The following is a 22,480-nucleotide window of genomic DNA, read 5'->3' as shown; positions in this document are numbered from 1 at the left end:
TAAAACTAAAAGATTAGGAAATTACATGTTACAAGCACATCAGCGTTTTGACCATACTCACCATAATATAGCTGACTCAATAACTTTAGATCAAGACACCCGTAAAAAAGCACGTATTAAAGGTAAAACGGATGGTGGTTTAGACATAGGTATTTTTATGGCGCGTGGACAGCCATTATTAGTCGGTGAAGTACTAAAAACAGACTGTGGATTATTCATTGAAATAAAAGGTCAAGCGGAGCCTGTATCAACCGCCATTGCAACTGACTGGTTAACTTTTTGTAAAGTTTGTTATCACTTAGGTAATCGCCACACCTCACTGCAAATAGGCGAGTTATGGGTACGTTTTAAACCCGATCACGTATTAGAAGAACTTGCACAGAAATATGGTTTAACGATTGATAATACCCCAACAATATTTGAACCTGAAAATGGTGCTTATGGCGTTAGTAGCCACGGCCACGCCCATGCCCACTAAACCTGCAGTGAACCCTGTGTCACTAGTACCAGCAGAAATAACACTCGCCGAGCCGATTAAGCTTAATCGGTTATTACAGTTATGCAGCGCAAACCTACCCGTGGGCGGTTTTGCGTTTTCACAAGCATTAGAGTATGGCGTTGAAATGGGTTGGTTAACATCATCAGAAACGACCGCAAGTTGGATAAAGATTAATTTAGAGGAGTCTATAGCACAAACCGATTTAGCCATTTTAAAACGATTATTTAACGCCTTATCAATAAATGATTTTGACGATTTTAACGACTGGAATAACCATTTAATTGCTTGTCGAGAAAGTCATGAATTATTATTGGCTGATTTAGCAATGGGCAAAGCCTTAATAAGATTAATAAAACAGCTAAACAACCTTAATTTAGCCGCTTATCAAGCAATAATAACGCTTAAAGAAATCAGCTTTGTTAGTGCTTTTGCGCTTTGCGCTTATGTCTTTAAGTTAGATTTAATTTCAGCACAAAGTGGTTACTGCTGGACATACATCGACAACCAAGTCGCAGCAGCGACAAAACTAGTGCCTCTTGGGCAAACTCAGGCACAAAACCTCCTATTTGAATTATCTGAACAGACGCCATTAATTATTGAAAAATCAAACGGTATTTCAGATAACGATATTGGTGCCAGTCTGCCGCACTTAGCCATGGCAAGTGCTTGGCATGAAACACAATATTCACGACTTTTTCGTTCTTAATATATTAAGTTGATTAATAACATGCTTTATAAAAATAAAAAGAGAAATAAAAAATGATAAAACAAGTTTTACGCATTGGTGTTGGCGGCCCGGTAGGCTCAGGAAAAACCGCATTATTACGACAGCTATGTTTAGCACTACGTAATAAATATGATATGGCAGTGGTCACAAACGACATTTATACGCGTGAAGATGCTGAATTTTTGACTAAAAATGACGCTCTCGCAGCAGACAGAATTATCGGCGTTGAAACCGGTGGCTGTCCTCATACGGCGATTCGTGAAGATGCCTCAATGAACCTAGCAGCCATTGACGAACTACAAGAGCTTCACCCCACTCTAGACTTTGTGTTAATTGAAAGTGGTGGTGACAACTTAAGCGCAACGTTTAGCCCTGAACTTTCCGATTTAACCCTTTATGTTATTGATGTTTCAGCCGGAGATAAAATCCCACGTAAAGGAGGTCCGGGTATCACTAAGTCTGATTTATTAATTATTAATAAAATAGATGTTGCTGATTTAGTCGGCGCATCGCTTGAGGTGATGGATAGAGATACTAAAAAAATGCGCGGTGATAAACCCTTTGTTTTCTCAAATATGAAAACACAACAAGGTTTGGCCGAGATCATAGCCTTTATCGAAAAAGAAGGCATGTTGCAGATGTAATTTTTGCGATAACGACTTCATTATCTATAGCTAGTAAACATTAAACAATAAACATTAAACAATAAACATTAAAAAAAGGATTAACCATGAAATTTATAACGCTACTTGTCAGTTTTATTTACCTCTTTTCGGCGCAAGCATTCGCCCATGATGATCACGGTTTGGGTGAAGGCTCTTTTCATGCATTTTATCATGCTATTTTTTGGACTATATTTGTCCTAGTTGTCTATAAAGCTGCGGTATGGTTTAACCATAAGCGCTCACAAAAAAACTAATCTCCTTTAAGTATGAATAGGACACCACAGATAAATATAGTTATTTGTGGTGATAATATGATGCACTCAAGCAGACATAAACATATATTAATGAACATTGAAGACAGTAGATTTAAAAATACGCTGTTAAACGCACAAATAATTAGGCATATTTGCATTATCAATAAAAAATAATGATGGTTAAATGACTGGTAAAGCTGTGCAACATCCAAGCATAATAATTAAACCCATCGCTAAACATAACGGGATCTCTCTTGTTATTTTTGGCGTGTTACTTTTACTTACTACGCTTTTATTCGCTCAACATTATTGGCAATCATATAGATTCGCCTACATTTTTATGATCCTTCTCTGTCTGGTTATTACTTTGGTAGGTGCAGTTAAACTTTTTGAACCTGCCATTAGCCTCTATTTGACGCCTGATAAAATAACCTTTAATCACCGTTATGGTCACTGGCAATTAGCATGGCAAGATATACAAAATATTAATATTGTTGCTGAAGTTGTTGGTATAGAACGTGAAACATTACCTTATATCGGTATACGATTGGTTCATATCGATAATATTGCTAAAAACATTTCCGTTAGATTAGCGAATAGGTTAATCCATCAACAACAAGGATTAATTATTTATGGGGTATTGCATCAGCTAATGACAATGGAACAAGCTCAAATTAATTTTGAGCCCTTTATTCTATCAAACGGAGAGCCTGTAAAAGGACCCATTGCGGCATTTCTCCATCAAAGTGAACGATTATCTTCTGCTTTTGGTTACCATTTATTCTTACCTGCTGACAGTTTTGACCGCGGCATTAATGAGTTCAGCCAACTACTAAAACAATGTAAAATGGCAAGTTCAACTTATCAAGTAAATTAATGGCTGCCCGTTGACGTTTTTTTAAGCTGCTTTAATTGTTTTTTTAATTGTCTTTGGTAGCGATTCATTTCGATTAAGCACTGCTCTTTTTCCTGGGGGGATAATGCTTGATACATGAGTGCCTCAAAGCATTGGGTATAGCCAATGAAGTTTTTCGATAACATAGGAAATCGTTCAATAACTAACCTTGAAAATTGACTCGCGGGCATAGTGTCAGGCTTTATTAAGCCTTTAGCTTTTAATCGCGTTATTATTTGCTGATACTGAGCTAACCATTTTACCGGCGGTTTATCTTTACCCCTCTTTAAATTAACTAACCACAACACAGCCATCATTAACATTAATGATCCACCAATAACTGCCGCTATTTTCCAAGCCCGAAGATCACCAAACCACTGTTTAAGTAAATCATATTGTTTTTTTGATGAATAACCTAAAACCAATCTTGTCCATTGATAATCTAGCGCATCTAGCTGTAAGCGCAGACTATTGATCCAAGCGAGGTGTTTGTATCGATGTAAATTTAGCAAGTCGTTATTGAACAGGGCATCTTGCTGTAACATTTGTGAAAGCCCACTTTCTACTCGTTCTGGGTTAACCGCCGCCGTGGGATCTACCCTTACCCAACCTTGGCCATTAACCCAAATTTCAGCCCATGCATGGGCATCATATTGGTAGATGCTAAGATGACCACTTTGTTTATTATACTCGCCACCTAAATAGCCAGTGACCAAGCGAGCAGGAACACCAGACGCTCTCATCATAAAAGTAAAGACACTGGCATAATGAACACAAAAGCCTTTTTTAGTTTGATAGAAAAACTGGTCTAATTCATGCCCTAATTTAGCCCCATTTAATAAAGGCGGCGTTAACGTGTAATAGAAGTCTTGTTCTCTAATCATATCCAAAATAGCTTGTGCACGTTCAATTTCATCTGGGTAGTTTAACTTAAGTTGTTGGCCTTGCGCTTTCAGTTTAGGGTTACTGTCGGTGGGTAGTTGTAAACTTGTTAGCCATTGGTAGTCACTTAACGGCGCATCAAGCAATGATTGAGTATAACTACTGATTTGATAACTGGTTGTTTGACTAACAGGCTTACTATTTATAATGGTGTAATTGGGTAATGGCCTGATGGTCACTTGATTATTAGTCAAACTTTTAGGGTCAACCACGGCTAAAGAAAAAAGCCAACGTTGATAACTCGGCTCAACCATGACTTGATAACGGGTTTGTGCTCCGCTTAATGTCGCACGGCTAAGGCTAAGTGAACTTGCCTGCTCCTCAATATTTGCCCAACTATTTTTGCTCTGTTGCCATGTCCGCCCATCAAAAACATCCATAACCATTGCTCGCCAATACAATTGGTTGTATTGCGGGATATCGGTAAAAAACTTCACTCGAAAGGCCAATGCTGAAGATCTGGCTAAATTGGCTATATCTCCCGGTGTAACACTTTCTGCTAAACCTGTTTGGGCAGACTTTGCTGATGGTACTTGCCAAAAAGGCGCAACTCGAGGAAAAACGATAAATAAAACCACAGCAAGCGGAATACTCTTCAACACGGTTATTGCACTTTGAGAAAGATTATTTTTAATGTTCAGTGACGCTGAAAAATAGGCTAACAGCAGGCTTAAATTTAACACCAGTAAGCAAAAGACGAAAAGCGACAAAAATAAGGATTGAGAAAAAATAAGCACCGATGCCAGTATAAAAACACCCAGTAGAACAATTTGATAAAAATCTTTGCGGCTAGTTAACTCTAAACTTTTTAAAGCATAAGCAAAGCAAAGCAAATGTAGCATGCTTAATAAGACCCCTAATTCTCGACCACTTAGTGCTATAGCAATAGAACCAGAGCAAGCCAGCAATAAGATAATCAGCCGCTGTGGTTTTATTGCTGGCTTGATAAGCGTTAAGCCACGCCAGCATAAACAAACAGCAATAATGAACAACATCCAGAGGGTTAATTCACTAACAAGTAAGGCTAAATTAAGACACTGACAAACAAGCAACACCCAGGCATGTTGAGGTAATAAGCTAAATTTTTCACCTGTTACTTTATTATTTATCATCGTGGCGACTTAGGATAAATGGCTAGCGCCATTAAACATTCTTTAAAATGAAATTCACCTTGGCTAGGCTGTATTTTTTCTACTACTAAATCCAAACCAAATACTTGCTCGCTACGGTGGTATTCACTGACTAGAAAACACAGGTATGCGAGTTGCTTCTCCAGTCCGTGATTGGGCATATCGTTAAGCTTTAGCCAACACCTTGTTCCTTGTTGTTGGTGATAATGCTTAGTTAACCGACCTTGACCGCGCGCGAATTGTTTCCATGCAAGACGAGAAAGTGGCTCTCCCGGAAGATAGGCTTTAAGTTCATAAAAATCATCGACACCCGGTTTACTGCTTTGTGAAAATACATTTTCTTGCTCTGCATCGCCAAAATCACTCTGTCGATAACTTAAGGACATGGCTTGAGGATAAACAATACATTGCTGGTCAAAATCGATTCTTGTCCAGGTGATAAATAAACCTAACGAATATTCACTCGACACTTTCAACCGACCCGGAGTATATACTCCTCGGTTTGTGTAGGAGCAGCAAACATAAACAGTTTGTTCGCCTGGCTCACTTTGAGGGAGATGAAGAACAGCTTGGTCATCAAAGCAAAAGTTAATCGCAAGACGTTTATTAGCTGAAGATATCTTAATAGGAAAGTGTATATTTTGATTTGCATACCCTAGGGCGGTTTTATCTGCAGATATTGCCAAACCCGATAAGTTAAAAAAACTATGCATCATAGTGGTAATGAACACACTCGCCATTAAGTAACTTAATAACATGATGACATTATTTTGATAGTTGGTTGCTAAAAGGAATAACAACACCACGAAAAAGAGATAAACAACACCAAATCGGCTTGGCATAATAAAAATATTATGATTTGATAATTTATGCTTTCTTGCAGGCGGTATCCGACGCTTTAGCCAACGATTAAATTGCTTATTAGCAAAGCGACTAAGATAATTTTTTATCGGTATTGCCAGTTTTTTCACTGTTGTCTCTATTATTGAGCTAACGCTATTTATAGTTAACGTCATTGATATACATTATGAATTCAGTGGGTTTAAAACATTAACTTGTGCAATAACCTGCGCTGAAATTTTATCTTGTTGCTCACCAAAGCCAAGCGTGGTCAACTCAAGTCTATGTTGACATACCGAACTAAAGACGGTTTGAATATCTTCGGGGATGACATAGGTCCTCTCATCGATAAAGGCCCATGCTTTCGCTGCAGCCACCAGTGCTTGTCCAGCTCTTGGTGATAAAGGTCTACCAGCAAACCCTTGTTGACGACTGACATGATTTAAGGCGATAACATAGTCAATAATATTATCTGATACCGTCACTTGTGATACAGCAGCTTGCATGGCGATAAGTTTGTCGGTATCAACACAAGGTAATAGCTTTTTATAGCTCGCGTGGCTACTTTCACTCTGTAAAATTTGTTTTTCTGCCGCTATATCAGGAAATCCCAGAGATATACGCATCATAAATCGATCGAGTTGTGACTCAGGTAAAGGGTATGTGCCCGCATGTATTAAAGGATTTTGTGTGGCGATAACAAAAAAGGGTTGTGGCAGTGGGTAGGTTGTCCCATCAATACTAACCTGATGCTCTTCCATTGCTTCAAGTAAAGCGCTTTGTGTTTTAGGACTTGCTCTGTTGATTTCGTCACTTAACACCACCTGATTAAAAATCGGTCCTCGATGGAGCTCAAACTTTTTAGTGTCAGGATTAAATATTGAGATACCAATAACATCCGCCGGTAACAAGTCACTGGTAAACTGCGTTCGTTGATAACTAAGTCCAAGCGTTTGTGCTAACACCTGCGCTAACGTGGTTTTACCCATGCCTGGTAAATCTTCTATTAAAAGATGACCTTTTGCTAATAGACACGACAGAGCTAGACGTATTTCGTTAGGCTTACCTAAAACAACCGAGCCGACCTGAGCTAAAATTGCCGTAACTAAAACTTGCATAAAGTGATCACCACGCCATTTAAAAGAGTTGTTGTCATTAAATATACCTGCCGATAAAGTAACAGAACTGCCAAAATAATATCAACAATTACTTAAGATAAACACCCGCAATTAATACCAAAGGGCGATCATTTTACCTAGCCTTGATACGAAGATGAGCTCAAGTAATTAAAATGTACACTGGCACTTAATGGTTAGACTTTATTTTATTTAATTAAATAACCCGTGCAGATAGCTAAAACTGACTCTTTAATGCGTTAAACTTTATTCATCTGAGTTTATATTTTCCTTTTGCCCATCGCCCCGCCCTGCTAGAATAACCGACAATTATATACTTGATATTTTACGGAACCTTTAGTCAATGCGTACTACTCAATACCTACTTTCTACCTTGAAAGAAACTCCAGCCAGCGCCGAAGTGATCAGTCACCAATTAATGTTACGTGCCGGACTTGTTCGAAATGTTGCTTCGGGTTTATATACTTGGTTACCCACCGGTCTCAAAGTATTAAGAAAAGTTGAAAATATTGTTCGTGAAGAAATGGAGCGAGCAGGCGCTTTTGAAGTATTAATGCCTATGGTTCAACCTGCTGATTTATGGGAAGAGTCTGGACGTTTAAATGATTATGGCCCTGAGCTACTGCGCATAAATGACCGTCATGACCGTGCCTTCGTTTTAGGTCCAACGCACGAAGAAGTCATTACAAAACTAGTCGCTAATGAAATAAATAGTTATAAACAATTACCGCTGAATATATTTCAAATTCAAACAAAATTTCGCGATGAAATACGCCCTCGATTTGGTGTGATGCGTGGTCGTGAATTTTTAATGAAAGACGCCTACTCTTTCCATTTAGGCGAAGAATGTTTAAAGAAAACTTACCAAATTATGTTTGACGCCTATTGCCGTATTTTCGACCGTTTAGGTTTGGATTACCGCCCAGTCATTGCTGACACAGGTTCTATTGGTGGTGAAGCTTCACATGAATTTCATGTTTTAGCTGACTCTGGCGAAGACGATATTGCCTTTAGTGACGGAAGCGATTTTGCAGCAAACGTTGAGAAAGCTGAAGCTATTGCGCCGCTAGGCGAACGAGCAGAGCCAACTCAGGAATTAACTAAGGTAGAATTAAAGCTTGAACGTTTAATCAAAACCTCAAACATAGATTTAAAAACTACGGTTAAAACACTATTAGTGCTTGGCTCTAGTGCTAAAGGTGAGCCAGAAAAATTCATTGCTCTAGTGCTTCGTGGCGATCATCAACTAAATGAAGTTAAAGTTGAAAATTTATCTGCTATCGCTTCACCTTTAACATTTGCAACTGATGAACAAATATCTGCAATTGCTAACTGCCATATCACCTCATTAGGCCCTAAAGGCTTACCTGTTGACGTTATTGTAGATCGCAGTGCTGCTCATCTAAGCGACTTTGTCTGTGGTGCCAACGTAAACGGTCAATCTTATACTGGGGTTAACTGGAAACGTGATTGTGATGAAATCAACATTCAAGATATCCGTAACATCGTCGAAGGCGATCCTAGCCCTTGTGGTCTTGGTAATATTGTCATTAAGCGCGGTATTGAAGTGGGCCATATTTTCCAGTTAGGCGAAAAATACGCACAAGCAATGAATTGTGGCGTATTAACAGAAAATGGTAAAAATCAAACGTTAACTATGGGCTGCTATGGCATAGGCGTTTCACGTATTGTTGCTGCGGCTATTGAACAAAATCACGATGAAAATGGCATAAAATGGCCAGCAGCCATTGCACCATTTCAAGTAGCGATTGTTCCAATGAATATGGCAAAGTCTGCTCGTGTTAAAGAAACCGCAGAAGCTTTATACACACAATTACAGCAAGCTGGCATTGAAGTTATCTTCGATGACCGTAAAGAACGTCCAGGTGTGATGTTTGCCGACCATGAATTAATTGGTACGCCAATATTATTAATTGTTGGTGAACGTAATCTTGATGAACAGAACGTTGAAGTGAAAAACCGCATTAGTGGTGAAAAATCGTTAATGGCAATCAGTGATGTTATGTCTTTATTTAGCTAAACATCACATTGATTAACGGTGAGGTGCAAGGATTCAGTAATAATGACTTGAGAGTTGATGGTATTTGAGAAAAACCATCTTCGGCTCTGGCATCCAGGCAGTTGTGAATATACCCCCTCATATTGAACATAAAAAACGCGACCTTAAGGTCGCGTTTTTTATTGCTGGCTAGCGCTTTAGTTAATCTTGATAAACAGGAATTTTACGTAAACGCTCATCAATGCTTTGCAGCATGCTACGATAAACTAACGAATCAATATCACGATAATATTGTTCAAATTTTTGTTGGGATATACCTTCGGGTAAACCCGTCAATTCAGGTAAAATCAAGCTTTCATTAATGATATCAGCCAAGTGTTCTTGCACTTTTAAGGCGCTTTCATCCGAGGTTGTCGCCAGCATTGCCAGGCGAGTTCCAGCCCGATCGGCCATCAAGTCGGCAAAACTAAAACCACTACCACCACTGTTTGAGTCTAAAAATTCTTTTAGCTCGCCAATGGCATTACTTGCGGTACTGGTGCCAAATAGCTGCAAAGCAACAGAGTAAATAAAATGCTTTTGAATATCCACTCTTTCGCGTAACGTAACCCTTGCTCGGCGTATTGTTCGCTGTTGTATTTGCTCCGCTGACAGCTTAGAAATATCCCCTACTAAGAGCTCAAACTTATCGGTACCAAAATAAAGCACTAAGGCCATTAAAGCCGCTCGATTCTCTTTTGCCGGTGAATCAGTTATTGCGGCTAAATTACGTTGTTTTACTAAACCAAAGGTAAAACCAACATATTGAGCAAACGAAAGTTTAAGCGTTTTTGACTGCTCAATCGTATCAACAAGGCTTTGATAGTAAAACCGTATTACCTCAACATCACCATATAAGGCAAGTTGATCACGTAAAGCAAAAAGGCTATTTTTATTGCTTAATGGCTCATTTTTTAAATCATCTGAAAGCACAATATCCACAGAAATTTTCTCTGCACTAATTTCAACACTTTTGATCATGCTTAATAGCGTGCTGCCAAATTCTTCTTTTACATATAGGTTAGTAAACCATTCAGCCAATTTAAGCAATCCATTACCCGGGAGCGCAACATTACCAATATAAACAGTGCCCAAATCAAGACCTTCCTTTGAAGAAACAAGCATCATCTCCACATTAAGGTATTTTATAAACTTGGGTAAAGGCAAGGCTATAGAAAAGTTAATTAAAGCACTGTCTTTAAATAAAACCACATCAGAGCTTAGTTGTGGAATGGCACGGTGACCAAAAGCACTGAGTCCATGAAGTTCAGCCTGAGTAGCTTGCAATTTAATCGGTTGCTGATCACTCTTTAAAGACTGAATTAAACGCTGAGCAATACGTTTATTTTCTGTCGCCGAATTAGCATCAATTTGATGTGTTCTTTGCAACTGCGGCGTTGACTGTAAAGCCATAAAAATGACAATGATAGCAAAGCAAAACAGTGAAACGAACAAGAGTAAAATTCTTTTTAACCAAAGTTTCAAAAGTAAACCTTCATTGTACACAATATTATTGAGCTATATTCTGATTGCCTTACCGATAAAAGTATAGTGATAAATACCACTAATTTATCTAGTTAACTGATCAGCAATCACAAATATCCCAATAAATTTTCCGATCGTATAATCTCGCTAAGCGAATATTAAGCGCCTTAAACGTTGTTAAATTCTTATCATGGGGTTTAAAACATTGCCAAATAAATTGGTGACAGTTATTTTCTATCATATGATAATCTCGGTATTGAAAAATTTGTTGCTGAGCACGTTGCGCGGCAAGTTCACTGGCAAAAGGTTTTGCTGTTGAATCACAAGCAATAAAAATATGTTTTCCTGAGCGCTCCTTAGTAAAGCGTTGCACCGAAATAGCTTTAATTAAACCATTACCATCGAGTTCAACAATCGTATTGTCACCAACCCAAATACCGGTGTGATCAAGTATACCGCCAACGCCACAACAAACAATTGCGCCAATTTCTGGTTTCACTTTTTCCGTGGTAGTAAACAAATCGGTTGGATACTGGACAACCGGGGATTCATGTTCATTAAACCGACCGAGATATTGTACATCACGATAATAAAAGCGTTTTCTTTGCTGTTTCTTGCGGTCGTCGGCTAACTCTTTTACCGCGAATGCTGATATTGCAGCAGCCCCTAACCATAATAAAGGTAATGGCATTATTGACCTCCGTGCTTAAATTTCACTCAATTAATAACAAGATGACGCTTTTATTTCATTAATGCTATAAGAAACTTGCAAGTAACTGTTTCAAAGCGGTTGATTATTAGTAACAATGAGGGATACATAATCAACCACAATATGAAAAATATTCTATGAGACGCCGCTAATGAAAAACATCAAAAAATCATCAAAATTGAATAATGTTTGTTATGAAATTAGAGGACAGATCGCCGCCGAAGCCCGAAAATTAGAAGATGAAGGCCATAAAATATTAAAGCTTAATATCGGTAACCCTGCCCCGTTTGGTTTTGCTGCCCCCGATGATATTTTAAAAGATGTTATTCGCAACCTACCGACAGCTCAAGGGTATTGCGAATCTAAAGGTATTTATTCAGCACGTGTTGCCGTGATGCAGTATTTTCAGCAACAAGGTATATTAGATGTTAGCGTTGAAGATATTTTTATCGGTAATGGTGTCAGTGAATTAATTGTGATGGCGATGCAAGCGTTATTAAATAATGACGATGAAGTCTTGATACCCGCACCCGATTACCCCTTGTGGACAGCATCCGTAGCGCTATCGGGTGGCAAAGCTATTCATTATCGCTGTGACGAAGAAAACCAATGGTTTCCTGACCTAGTAGATATGGCGAACAAGATCACCGATAAAACCAAAGCTATTGTGCTAATTAACCCCAATAACCCAACGGGCGCTGTTTACAGTGAAGCGCTGTTAAAGGGCATTATTGAACTAGCACGTAAGCACGACTTAATTATTTTCAGTGACGAAATTTATGACAAAATTTTGTATGACGAAGCTACCCATATACCTACCGCGAGTTTGGCACAAGATGTTTTAATTATTACCATGGGCGGTTTATCAAAAAATTACCGTATCGCTGGCTTTCGCGCTGGGTGGATGGTAATTAGTGGTCCTAAATTTCATGCGGAAGATTACTTAGAAGGCTTGAATATTCTTGCTTCAATGCGCTTATGTGCCAACGTGCCTTGTCAACATGCTATTCAAACAGCATTAGGTGGCTATCAAAGTATTAATGAATTGATAAAGGATGATGGCCGTTTAATCAAGCAGCGAAATCTAGCGCATAAAATGATCAACGAAATTGATGGTTTATCTTGTAACCCTGCGATGGGGGCCTTGTATTTGTTTGTTAAAGTTGACCAAGAAAAATTTAACATTCTTGATGATGAGAAAATGATTTTAGATTTACTCAGACAAGAAAAAATTCTTTTGGTTCATGGCGGTGCGTTTAACATTCAGGAGAAAAATTATTTTCGTTTAGTTTTTCTACCCCATGTTGACGAATTAGTGCCGGCAATGGCCAAACTTAAGAATTTTTTCAGTACCTATAGCCAATAACTACTTATATTAAGGAAATAACCATGCAGAGTACTTTTTTAGCTTGGATGTTCAGAATGCCGTTAATCAAACGTTGGGCGCTAATGTTTTGTGTGAAGCCAGAAAACGTTGCCGAGCACTCCCATCAAGTTGCGATTGTCGCTCACTTGCTAGCGGTCATTAAAAATAAGAAATTTGGCGGTAACATCAATGCTGACCGTGTCGCCACTATCGCTTTATATCATGAGGCAAGTGAAACTCGCTATGGCGATATTGTTAGCCCAACTAAATATGCTAATAAAGAAATTGCAAGAGAATTCAAGAAGATAGAATACCTAGCAGAAAAAGAATGTTTAGCGTCTTTACCTGAAGAGTTTCAGGAACTTTTTTCGGATATTATTGTTCAAGATAACGTTGAAGTCCATTATAAAGCGATAGTAAAAGCGGCGGACATTTTAGTCGCTTATATCAAAGCACTCGATGAACTTAATCACCACAACCCTGAGTTTTTACACGTTAAAGAGCGATTAGAAATAAAACTAGACGGGTTAAAAAAAGAAATGCCTGAAGTTGAATATTTTATGGATATATTCCTTGAAGCTTGTTCAGCTACGGTCGATAAGATAAGCCAAAATTAAGTTTATGTTAACAAAAGAGTAGAACATTAATAAAAATGTTCTACTCTTTCCCTAATTGACAATAATAACCTCGGTTGCTTATACCGTTTTACAATGGAAATTCACCTGGATTTAACACTCTAATTTGGCAAAACTCATCATAGTTTTCTATAAACACATCAATCATTTTTGCTTCAAACTTTTTGCCGCTTTGTTCAATTAAGAAAGCTTTTATCTCGGTATCAGCCCATTTCTCTTTATAACAACTTTCAGAGCCCAAGGTATCGAAAACATCGGCAATAGCCATAATACGTGCTTCAAGTGGTATTTCTTCACCACTTAAGCCATCCGGGTAACCACTGCCATCCCAATTTTCATGATGGTAATGTGCTAACCTTGCACCTAGCTTTGAAACACTCGTTTTAGATTTTGACAACAATTGAAACCCTGCGTCGGCATGAGTTTTCATAATTTCCCATTCGTTGTTATCAAGCTTGCCCGGTTTATGGAGTAAATTAACGGGAATAACCACCTTGCCAATATCGTGTAGTGGTGCAGCTAAGCGAATAGCATTAACAAAGGCATCACTTAGTTGTAGTTTTTTCGCTAACAGTTCACAAATAAGTGCAACTCGATGAACGTGAGCCCCAGTATCTTTACTACGCGTTTCAATGGCTTCTCCAACGATATAGAGCAGTTCTTTCTGAGTTTTCTCTAGCTCATGTTGTTTGGATAAACTATCAAGAATAAGGGCAACATTAGTGGCAAACAACTCGGCTAAACTTGCTTTAAAATGCTCTGCGTCATCTTCGAATTCAATATAAAGTACTGAGACTGAATTACCTGATGTTTCATAATATCCAACAAATATTTCATCGGTGAAATAATGCTTTTTATTTTCGAACGCTTTCTGGATTAAATGTTTAACATCACTAGAAATATCTGACGCTTCAAGACTATCTGACTCACTCACATACTTACCGGTACAGGCAATAATCAGATTTGAGCTAGTTTCATCATATTCTAATTGGCTTCGGGCAATATAAAGCGCAGAGCTGTCAACATCCATTAAAGTCAATAAGTGTTCTAAAGCAGCAGAACCAAAAGGCTTGAATTGATTAATTTTCAAAAGATCATGAGTGGCTTTTATTAACTGTTTAAAAGCATCTAAACTACGCTGTATCGTCATTATGTCACGATAAGCGCGAATACTTGCGTAGACAGTTGTAGTCATTTTACCGGCAGTAAAATCAGTTTTTTCTTTATAGTCATTAATATCAAATTCTTTAATCACTTTAGCTTCAGGAGCTGATCCTGCCTGACCCGTTCTTAGAATAAGACGTATTGCTTGGTTTTTTAAGGTATTACGGATCCATTCAACAAGCTCCAAACCTGCATGATCAGTTTCCATAACAACATCAACAAAGGCCATGCAAAAGGTATCATCTTTTAATAATATCTCACGAGCTTCAATAGAAGAATAAGCCGAAACAATTTCCAAGCTTCTGTGTTCAATAGTAGCATCCGCTAAAACCAGTCTAGTGACTTGATGCACAGATTCATCATCATCAATGACAAGTATCCGCCAGACCTTGTGCTTCTTTGGTTTTGACGTTAAGGACTCGCCTGCAGATTCTTCTTTAAAGAGAAAGTTTGACATTATTAATTCGTATTATTGTTATAGTTAACCCTAAGTGTAATAAATATATAGAATATTTCCTGCTATTTATGTAAATAATTGGTAAATATAATAAATAAAGCCTTAAAACAATGGGCAATATAAACTAAAACACCTATAGACAAAGCAAAGTGGCTATTCTTCACTGATAAACTTTTACTAATAAAACACAACGAATAGTTATAGATGGCGAGAGATTTTTACGTGAAGTTTGTTGAGGATTTTTTGAAAACTTTTGGATTTTTAAGATACTGAAATGGGCAAGTAAGATCGGTCACAGTTTTGTCGTTTAGCCAGTACTTTCGCTCTGACTCATTTGGGCTTGGTCTCAGTATGATTCTCAGTTATATTATGGCTACATTTACGATTATTTAATGAATTTTTATGAATATTCGCTCTAAACTAACGTTGAGCTTTGCTGCTACGGTTATTTTACCAATTATTGCCATTGCAATTGTCAGTATATCAATGACAATTTCTATATCTTCAACAAGCTTTGTGGAACGCACTCAGGATGAATTAAGGCAAGTAGACAACGGCTTTCAGCTGTTCTTCCAACAAATCAAAGCTAACGTAAAATTTTTAGCTCAAAATAAATTGACAACCCAACTTCCTGATAATACTCATACTTATATTGACTCTGATCATATGATGGAGCCAAAAAATGATTCTGTCGAAGAATTAAATTTATATAAGCTATATGAAGATTTTGGTTCATCACACCCTGATTTACTATACGTATACACAGGCACCAAAGAAGGTGGCTTTGTTCAATATCCATTAGAAGTGCTTGGAGGTTATGATCCAAGACAACGTCCTTGGTACAAACAGGCGCTAGCCTCTCCAAACGCTCCAATTATTACTGAAGCATATCAAGATGTCATAGGAAAACCTGTAGTAACTTCTGCATTAGTGGTTAAAAATAAGCAAGGCGACATCATAGGTGTACAAGGTCTAGATGTTACCCTTTCAACATTAACGGATATATTAAGTAATACAAAACTAGGTGAAAGCGGCTATCTCATTCTTATTGATGAGTCAGGAACCGTATTAGCTGATGCCAAAACACCCGAGAATAACTTCAAAAATATTAAAGATCTTTCATCATCATCATTATTTTCCATATTACAAAAAAGTCCAAATCAAGATCATTTTTCTACCGAGCATTTAGGTGAAGATGTTGACGTTGCCAGTTATTATTCAAAAGAACTAAAGTGGCGTTTTGTTGGCGTCATCCATAGCGATGAAATTTTAGCGCCTGCATATAATATGAGTCAGACCATTACCGTGATTGCCTTTATCATGGTTACATTATTTATTGCCATAGGATTTTGGTTAGCCAATCGAATTGTTCAACCTATTAACCGTGTGGCTGAAGGTTTGCGTGATATTGCACAAGGTGATGGAAATTTAACTAAGCGACTAGAGATTATTGGTCAAGATGAAGTCAGTGAATTGGCTCAATGGTTTAATCAATTCTTAGACTCGATTCATCAGCTTGTTGTTGATATTAAAACCTGTGCATCAACATTAAATGTGGTGGCTAATCAATCGGGTATACAAATCGCTGATGTAAAAGCAGTAAGCCATAAACAAGAACAATCAATAGATAATGTGAATAACCTTATCGCAACGATGACAGATATAGCACATCAAACATCAAACGACTGCCAAGAAAGTTCAACGACTATTATGAAAACTGAAGAGTACTCCAAAAAGGGTATTTCGTTAATTTCTGTCACGGTAAGTGAAGTGAGTTCGTTAAATCAATCGTTAAGTGAATCATCTCAATCGATGAAGTCACTTGAACTGGAAAGTGAGAATATTACTAAAATATTAGATGTTATCAGAAGCATTGCCGAACAAACCAATCTGTTAGCACTTAATGCGGCTATTGAAGCGGCAAGAGCTGGTGAGCAAGGGCGAGGCTTTGCTGTGGTCGCAGATGAAGTGAGAACATTAGCGCAACGCTCGCGAGGCGCTACCGAAGAAATTGATGCTGTATTAATGAACTTGCTGGATAAAACACGTGTTGTTTCTCAACAAATGGGCGTGAATGTCGAACAATCGAAACAGGCTATCAATAAAATTGAACAAGCGAACCAATCATTTAACGAAATCAGTACTTTGGTTGGACAAATGAAGGTAAATATCTCGCGTATTACTCAAGCCGCAGATCAACAGTGCAGTTCATCGGACTTGATCAATGACGATATTAGTGGCATTAATCAATCGGCAAAAGGTATTGTTAATACTGCTGATACATTAGCCGATGGATCGAATGACTTACTTGTTTTATCTAAAGATTTAACAAATTTAGTCGGTCGCTTTAAAGTCAATAATTAACACCAATATTAGTATTAAGTAACGAAGCACTATATTTTAACTATTTATACGAACCTGTAACAGATTTTGTTACAGGCTCTAGCCAACTTTTTTGCCCTACTTAAACACCTTATTTTTGCTTAGTAAAGATTATAAGTAATGAGCCCCATAGACCAAAAATACTGGTGAGGGCATTTAATAAATATTCCTTAGTAACCTAACACCTTATTAGTATGCATTTCGATTTAAACTGTCGACATATCGAGCTGATTAATTCACACACAAGACTTTATATAATAGGTTTAGTAAGTGACCAGCAAGCTTCTCTGTTTTGAGTGTGTTTCATGAATAAAAGTAACAAGCTATGTGTTATTCGATCCCAAAAATGGCACGTTATGTATATACTCTCAGCAGTAGAAACCCATATAAAACAAATGGTTGATAATTTAATTGAGATAAGCGCGTCTAAATTTCTGTATTACATAAACGTACCAAATTTATCATTCAGTTATTAATTTAGTAGTAAAATCGATTCATTAGAAAATATACAAAAATTTTTCTATGTTAATTTCAGTAAATTGCACCAAGAAGACCTTGGCAGTAGAACATCAAAATGGTCGGTAAATTAATTATCTAAGGCTCACTCATACCACTTTGTTGTCCTTAAGTAGAAACAAAAATCAGCCATTTTAGGACTGCTTAGTGCCATATTAGCGGACGGTAGGATGTCTGAGCTATTTACTATTTTCTTTTGCTATTCTTTTTAGGTAGTTCTTTTTCCTTTCATTTAAACAATTGATAAATTGTTGAGATTTATACCCATTTAGTTTCGCTTTTTCAAGCCATGAATGTGCAAGGTTAAATTCATAATCCCCTCTGTTATCACTCCACCGATGAGCATACATTTTACCTACCCAGTACATTGCTTCAATATCGCCACTTTCAGACACTTTACTTAAAAAATTCTCTGCTTTAGGTGAAAATGTATCAACCATGAAAAGAAATAATCCATAGTATTTAAATGCTATTAAAGACTTATCTGTAATTGATTTTTCAAACCAATATATAGCTAGTTTCTCATTATCATTTTTTTCTTTTTCATCTGTTACATCTAAAGCTTTAATAGAATAAATCCATCCTACAAAAACTTGTGCATTTCTATGGTCTTTCTTAGCTGCCTCTAGAAGCCACTCCAGAGCAACATCACTATTTTTTTCGAGTAAATCCCCAGTTTGATACATAGAGCCAATAGTAAACTGTGCTTCGGTGTGTCCTGCAGCACCAGCTTTAATCATAAATTTGAATGCTTCAGTAAGATATTCATTTAGAGTCGGTTTATTACTGCTGACAAGATGGAATATGTCATATTGGCTATTAATATCACCATCGAAAGCTTTAGTTTTAAGGTTATTGTATGAAGTGAGTAATTCAGAATTACTTGGTGATTTAATATCTTTGGAGGCTGCGCCCATGCTTAATAGTAAAAAGGTGACGTACAATATAGCTTTCATAATTTCCTAATATTCAAACTTCCTAATATTCAAACTTCCGCTTTTCGCTCTAAGAAGGCATTAATTTTTTCAATTCGTTATGTCAACTAACCGCACTTTGTTGTCTTTACAATATTAATGAATAGTACATTTATTTACAGAACTCAAAGAAATAGATTTGAAAAACTTTATTCTTACATATTAAATTTTATTGCTCTGTTACTCTTCTGAGAGTTTGCAAATCAAACAAATTACGCTTTAATCCAAGTAATAATATGATCAAAATCCGCAAAAACTAGCTGATACATTTAAATCTAACTAGCCCCTATACAGACACCAGATTGTGATTCCGGTTGTCGAGGGTTCAAGTCCCTTAAGCTCCCATTATTCTGCTTTATTTTTTAGCTTTAATTAACTAATATTTATATTTATTCTAAGGCAGTAACCCAGCGTCCCAGAACTCCTGTTCTGTTGAGCCAACAGTCATGCCTGAAGTAAATACGAAGTTGATAGCGGCCAGTTCAGAGTCGCTAAATCGCGGAATAACGCCTGTTGAACCACCCGCTGAAGCCATAGTCCCTTCAGGAAAGACTTGCTGATTTACATGACAAAGACCAATACCGTGACCAACTTCATGAACATCGAAAATACCTCTATCAACCGGATAGAAAGACGTTCCATTTTTAATAATATAATCTCCTCCCTTCTGAAAATCCATATCTATGCAACCACCTCCTACTTCCGTACCACAGTATTTTTTCATTCCAGCACGATCAACAAAGTTAAAGGTTATTTGATTTTCTTGTGGGTTAGTAAGGTCACTTTTTTCACTTCGTACGACCATAGTCGTGAAGTAACCCGCAACAGCAGTATTAATCTTATCCATTTCTTCAACAACGAATTGATAGTCATCATCAGTCGTTTCTGTAGGAATTATTACCTCAAGTAGGCTGCCCACAGGAAATGATACCCAACGTCCACGCGAGCCAGGACAGCCAGGGTCATTGCCAGGCGCAGAGTATGGACCAGTGCCAAAAAATAGCGCTTTTATATGATTCGACTGACGCTCATGCGAAACATTATTAGTCAAACCTGTTTCGTCAGACGAGCTTCCACCACAGCCGTATAATAAAGCTAATAAGAAGTAGACCATAACCGATGATAATATTGATTTTTTTATATACACGGGTAATACCTTTAAACGTTGTAAGTAGCCGCTACCCTGCCATAGTTGTTAACATTTTCTGTCTTTCCCGATAACAAAGGACAGATTAATTTGATTTTATATTCACGATTATCCCAATAAAGCTAGGTAGTGCATGTTTTTAATCTGCGCTGTTTTTTATACTGACTGGGAGTTAATTGTGTATGCTTTTTAAAAGCATTATAAAAAGACGAACGAGAATTAAAACCTGCTGCGACCGAAACTTCCAAAACATTCATTTTATGTTCGCGATGCAATAAAGATTGTGCATACTCTACACGTAGATAATTAATGAAATCAAAAAATGTTTTATTGGCGCATTGATTAATAGCTTGCGACAAATGATGTTTAGAAAAACCACTTTGCAGTGCAAGTTGCGAGAGTGATAATTCAGAGTCTAAATACAAATTATCTTGATTAATAAAACGAGTAATTTCATCAAATACTTTGGCTGATAACTCTTCTGTTAAAGAAGAGTTTTGGTATTTCTCATCTCTAATCATAAGCTGCTCTTTCGTCTCTGTAATACTTTCTATTTTTTTCTCATCACTAAGATCAATGATATTTTTACTATCATTGATCTTAGTGATTCTGTTTACAGTAAATATTACAGGCTGTTTTAATCCATAAATACTGATCAAGTAAAAGCAAATAACCAGACCATATTCGGCTAATCTCCTCAAACCAATAACAATCGACTCCAGTTCCCCACAAGAAATGCCCATTACACTCTCTGAACAAGGTTCTACATAAATCTCGATGGTTTCACTAAATACCCAAAACAAAAACAACAAAACAATCGTACTGAATAGCCTCATCAGCCAGGTTAGGCTTATTTTCTCAACATTTGAAAAATCATCAGCTATATCAGTTCGATGTTGAATTAATCGCTGATAAACACAGACTATATATAAGGCTAATATGACTAATTTTAATGGAATGAAAATCATATCAAAAATAGTTAAATACCAAAGTCCAAGTAAAGTTGTAGGCGTATCAGTAAACCAAGCAAGTTTAAATTCAGCACTTTGCCAATAAAACGGCAGTGATATTACTACTGCTAATATAAAAGGCAAAAAGTGTAAAATGTTAACTTTATAAAATGATGGCGAGGTCAATTTGTTCACGTACAGAAACAGTAATGGTCCAAACAAAAAGGCAATAGGAGCATCTAGTTCGATTAAGTATGGACTAAGGTTAAGAAAACCAGCAACATCTAACACCATAAATGACAGTCTTAAAGCCAAAACAAAAACAAATAGAGCTAGTAGTAAATTGGCATTGTTTTCTTTGTTGTTCTTGGTTAGCAGCGCAAAAGATAAATAAAATCCATGAGCACTACCTAAAAGCAGTAAAATAAATTCAATCATAAAAAGTCAGATAATGTATACAGAATGTTGCATGATATGAATAATTTGGTGAACGCGCAACTAAGCAGAGACTATCTCGCTAATGAATATCCCCATTAAGCCACCCATAATAATTTGTTCGATTTTTATACAATAAACTACACTTAATTTACCCCCTATTAAGTGTGGTGATTGTTATGCCTAAGCCTCGTTCACAACAAATTAGTTTATCTGATACGCCGTATTATCATATTTGCAGTCAAACCGTTCGCAAAGCCTTTTTATGTGGTGTTGATAAAGAAACCGGTGTCAGTTACGAGCACAGGCGTCATTGGATTGAACAGCGCATTTTTACATTATCTCAGGTCTTTGCTATTGATATTTGTGCTCACGCTGTCATGAATAATCACTTACATTTGGTCCTTCATGTTGATAGTGAAAAAGCTAACAGCTGGACGACGCTAGAGGTACTGTCCCGTTGGCATAAGTTGTTTAAAGGCACCCTGTTGACCCGTCAATTTCAACAAGAGCAATCATTAACTACATTAACCCCATTCGAAATGGAAATGGTTGAAGAAACAGCACAAGTCTATAAACAGCGCTTAATCAATATCAGTTGGTATATGCGGGCATTAAACGAGCCTATTGCTCGACAAGCCAATAAAGAAGATAAATGCACAGGGCACTTCTGGGAAGGACGCTTTAAATCACAAGCCCTGCTCGATGAAGGGGCGTTACTTGCTTGTATGGCTTATGTAGATTTAAATCCAGTGCGTGCGGGCATTGCTCCAACACCTGAGCAATCGAGTTTTACCAGTATTCAACTGCGTATCAAAGCAGCCATTATCGGAGAGCAACCGACAACGTTATTACCTTTTACGGGCCATGAACAGCAAGCTAAAACCTCCGGTATCCGCTTTAGTTTGAAGGACTATTTAACCCTTGTAGATGAAACAGGTCGCGTAATAAGAGCAGACAAACGAGGCGCTATCGATAACAAAACCGCAAATATACTGTCAAGACTTCACATCAGCGATGAAAGTTGGCTCAAACTCACCACAAACTTTGAAGGTATATTCACTGGCGCAGTCGGCACCGCAGAGCATTTGTGTGAATTTACTGAGCACGTGG

The 22,480-nt window shown here is 37.4% G+C and carries 19 protein-coding genes; 10 read left to right on the top strand and 9 right to left on the bottom strand.

The features are described 5' to 3' along the window. Nucleotides 1-25: 25 nt before the first annotated feature. The 5 genes from H4J75_RS18080 to H4J75_RS18060 all read left to right on the top strand — a co-directional run bounded on the left by H4J75_RS18080 (nt 26) and on the right by H4J75_RS18060 (nt 3,022). Nucleotides 26-478, top strand: a complete 453-nt coding sequence (locus H4J75_RS18080) for an urease accessory protein UreE (RefSeq protein ID WP_182222879.1) — start codon at nt 26-28, stop codon at nt 476-478. Further along, a complete protein-coding gene (locus H4J75_RS18075) occupies nt 468-1,205 on the top strand; it encodes an urease accessory protein UreF (RefSeq protein WP_182222878.1) in 738 nt (245 codons plus the stop codon). Before H4J75_RS18080 ends, H4J75_RS18075 begins: the two co-directional genes overlap by 11 nt. A gap of 53 nt (nt 1,206-1,258) precedes the next feature. Next, complete coding sequence (gene ureG, locus H4J75_RS18070) at nt 1,259-1,870, top strand: urease accessory protein UreG (protein WP_182172872.1); 612 nt, start codon at nt 1,259-1,261, stop codon at nt 1,868-1,870. 86 nt (nt 1,871-1,956) lie between these two features. After that, the gene (locus H4J75_RS18065; RefSeq protein WP_182217028.1) at nt 1,957-2,145 is read left to right on the top strand and encodes a hypothetical protein; all 189 of its coding nucleotides are present in this window, start codon (nt 1,957-1,959) and stop codon (nt 2,143-2,145) included. Nucleotides 2,146-2,329: 184 nt separating this feature from the next. Then, complete coding sequence (locus tag H4J75_RS18060; protein ID WP_182217030.1) at nt 2,330-3,022, top strand: DUF2982 domain-containing protein; 693 nt, start codon at nt 2,330-2,332, stop codon at nt 3,020-3,022. Here the strand turns inward: H4J75_RS18060 and H4J75_RS18055 are convergent. Genes H4J75_RS18055 through H4J75_RS18045 form a run of 3 tightly spaced genes read right to left on the bottom strand, consistent with a single transcriptional unit; the run spans nt 3,019 to nt 7,070 of the window. Continuing rightward, entirely contained in the window at nt 3,019-5,094 is a 2,076-nt protein-coding gene (locus tag H4J75_RS18055) for a DUF3488 and transglutaminase-like domain-containing protein (RefSeq protein WP_182222877.1), read from the bottom strand. The genes H4J75_RS18060 and H4J75_RS18055 overlap by 4 nt on opposite strands. Then, on the bottom strand, nt 5,091-6,128 hold the full coding sequence (locus H4J75_RS18050) for a DUF58 domain-containing protein (RefSeq protein WP_182222876.1): 1,038 nt from the start codon (nt 6,126-6,128) through the stop codon (nt 5,091-5,093). The genes H4J75_RS18055 and H4J75_RS18050 overlap by 4 nt, the downstream gene beginning before the upstream one ends. A gap of 9 nt (nt 6,129-6,137) precedes the next feature. Continuing rightward, nucleotides 6,138-7,070 carry a MoxR family ATPase gene (locus H4J75_RS18045; RefSeq protein WP_182222875.1) on the bottom strand — a complete coding sequence of 311 codons (933 nt, stop codon included), beginning with the start codon at nt 7,068-7,070 and terminating at the stop codon, nt 6,138-6,140. 361 nt (nt 7,071-7,431) lie between these two features. Between H4J75_RS18045 and H4J75_RS18040 the strand changes: the two genes are divergently transcribed. Further along, nucleotides 7,432-9,129 carry a proline--tRNA ligase gene (locus tag H4J75_RS18040; RefSeq protein ID WP_182222874.1) on the top strand — a complete coding sequence of 566 codons (1,698 nt, stop codon included), beginning with the start codon at nt 7,432-7,434 and terminating at the stop codon, nt 9,127-9,129. A gap of 180 nt (nt 9,130-9,309) precedes the next feature. Here H4J75_RS18040 and H4J75_RS18035 read toward each other — a convergent pair whose 3' ends face one another. Together H4J75_RS18035 and H4J75_RS18030 are read right to left on the bottom strand one after the other, a co-directional pair. Continuing rightward, nucleotides 9,310-10,632, bottom strand: a complete 1,323-nt coding sequence (locus H4J75_RS18035) for a hypothetical protein (RefSeq protein ID WP_157470770.1) — start codon at nt 10,630-10,632, stop codon at nt 9,310-9,312. A gap of 100 nt (nt 10,633-10,732) precedes the next feature. Beyond that, nucleotides 10,733-11,323 (bottom strand): hypothetical protein, encoded by a 591-nt coding sequence (locus H4J75_RS18030; protein ID WP_182222873.1) that lies wholly within the window; start codon nt 11,321-11,323, stop codon nt 10,733-10,735. A 169-nt stretch (nt 11,324-11,492) separates the two neighbouring features. On the opposite strand from H4J75_RS18030, the gene H4J75_RS18025 reads away from it, so the two are divergent. Both H4J75_RS18025 and yfbR read left to right on the top strand, forming a co-directional pair. Then, complete coding sequence (locus H4J75_RS18025) at nt 11,493-12,707, top strand: pyridoxal phosphate-dependent aminotransferase (protein WP_070373985.1); 1,215 nt, start codon at nt 11,493-11,495, stop codon at nt 12,705-12,707. Between the two features lie 23 nt (nt 12,708-12,730). After that, complete coding sequence (yfbR, locus tag H4J75_RS18020; RefSeq protein ID WP_070373986.1) at nt 12,731-13,324, top strand: 5'-deoxynucleotidase; 594 nt, start codon at nt 12,731-12,733, stop codon at nt 13,322-13,324. Between the two features lie 88 nt (nt 13,325-13,412). On the opposite strand, the gene H4J75_RS18015 is transcribed toward yfbR, so the two are convergent. Next, entirely contained in the window at nt 13,413-14,963 is a 1,551-nt protein-coding gene (locus tag H4J75_RS18015) for an HD domain-containing phosphohydrolase (protein ID WP_182222872.1), read from the bottom strand. Nucleotides 14,964-15,365: 402 nt separating this feature from the next. On the opposite strand from H4J75_RS18015, the gene H4J75_RS18010 reads away from it, so the two are divergent. Next, nucleotides 15,366-17,327 carry a methyl-accepting chemotaxis protein gene (locus H4J75_RS18010; protein WP_182222871.1) on the top strand — a complete coding sequence of 654 codons (1,962 nt, stop codon included), beginning with the start codon at nt 15,366-15,368 and terminating at the stop codon, nt 17,325-17,327. A 713-nt stretch (nt 17,328-18,040) separates the two neighbouring features. On the opposite strand, the gene H4J75_RS18005 is transcribed toward H4J75_RS18010, so the two are convergent. The 3 genes from H4J75_RS18005 to H4J75_RS17995 form a co-directional block, all read right to left on the bottom strand. Further along, nucleotides 18,041-18,817, bottom strand: a complete 777-nt coding sequence (locus H4J75_RS18005; RefSeq protein WP_182222870.1) for a tetratricopeptide repeat protein — start codon at nt 18,815-18,817, stop codon at nt 18,041-18,043. A gap of 412 nt (nt 18,818-19,229) precedes the next feature. Next, the gene (locus H4J75_RS18000; RefSeq protein ID WP_182222869.1) at nt 19,230-19,982 is read right to left on the bottom strand and encodes a hypothetical protein; all 753 of its coding nucleotides are present in this window, start codon (nt 19,980-19,982) and stop codon (nt 19,230-19,232) included. A gap of 122 nt (nt 19,983-20,104) precedes the next feature. Beyond that, a complete protein-coding gene (locus H4J75_RS17995) occupies nt 20,105-21,370 on the bottom strand; it encodes an AraC family transcriptional regulator (RefSeq protein ID WP_182222868.1) in 1,266 nt (421 codons plus the stop codon). Nucleotides 21,371-21,546: 176 nt separating this feature from the next. On the opposite strand from H4J75_RS17995, the gene H4J75_RS17990 reads away from it, so the two are divergent. Further along, nucleotides 21,547-22,480, top strand: a 934-nt coding sequence (locus tag H4J75_RS17990) for a transposase (RefSeq protein ID WP_182222867.1), incomplete at its 3' end; no start/stop codon positions are given.

This window comes from Colwellia sp. BRX10-1, assembly GCF_014077545.1.
Taxonomy (GTDB): Bacteria; Pseudomonadota; Gammaproteobacteria; order Enterobacterales; family Alteromonadaceae; genus Colwellia_A.
The sequence above is the reverse complement of the archived record's forward strand: the minus strand, read 5'-3'. Positions and strand labels throughout refer to the sequence as shown.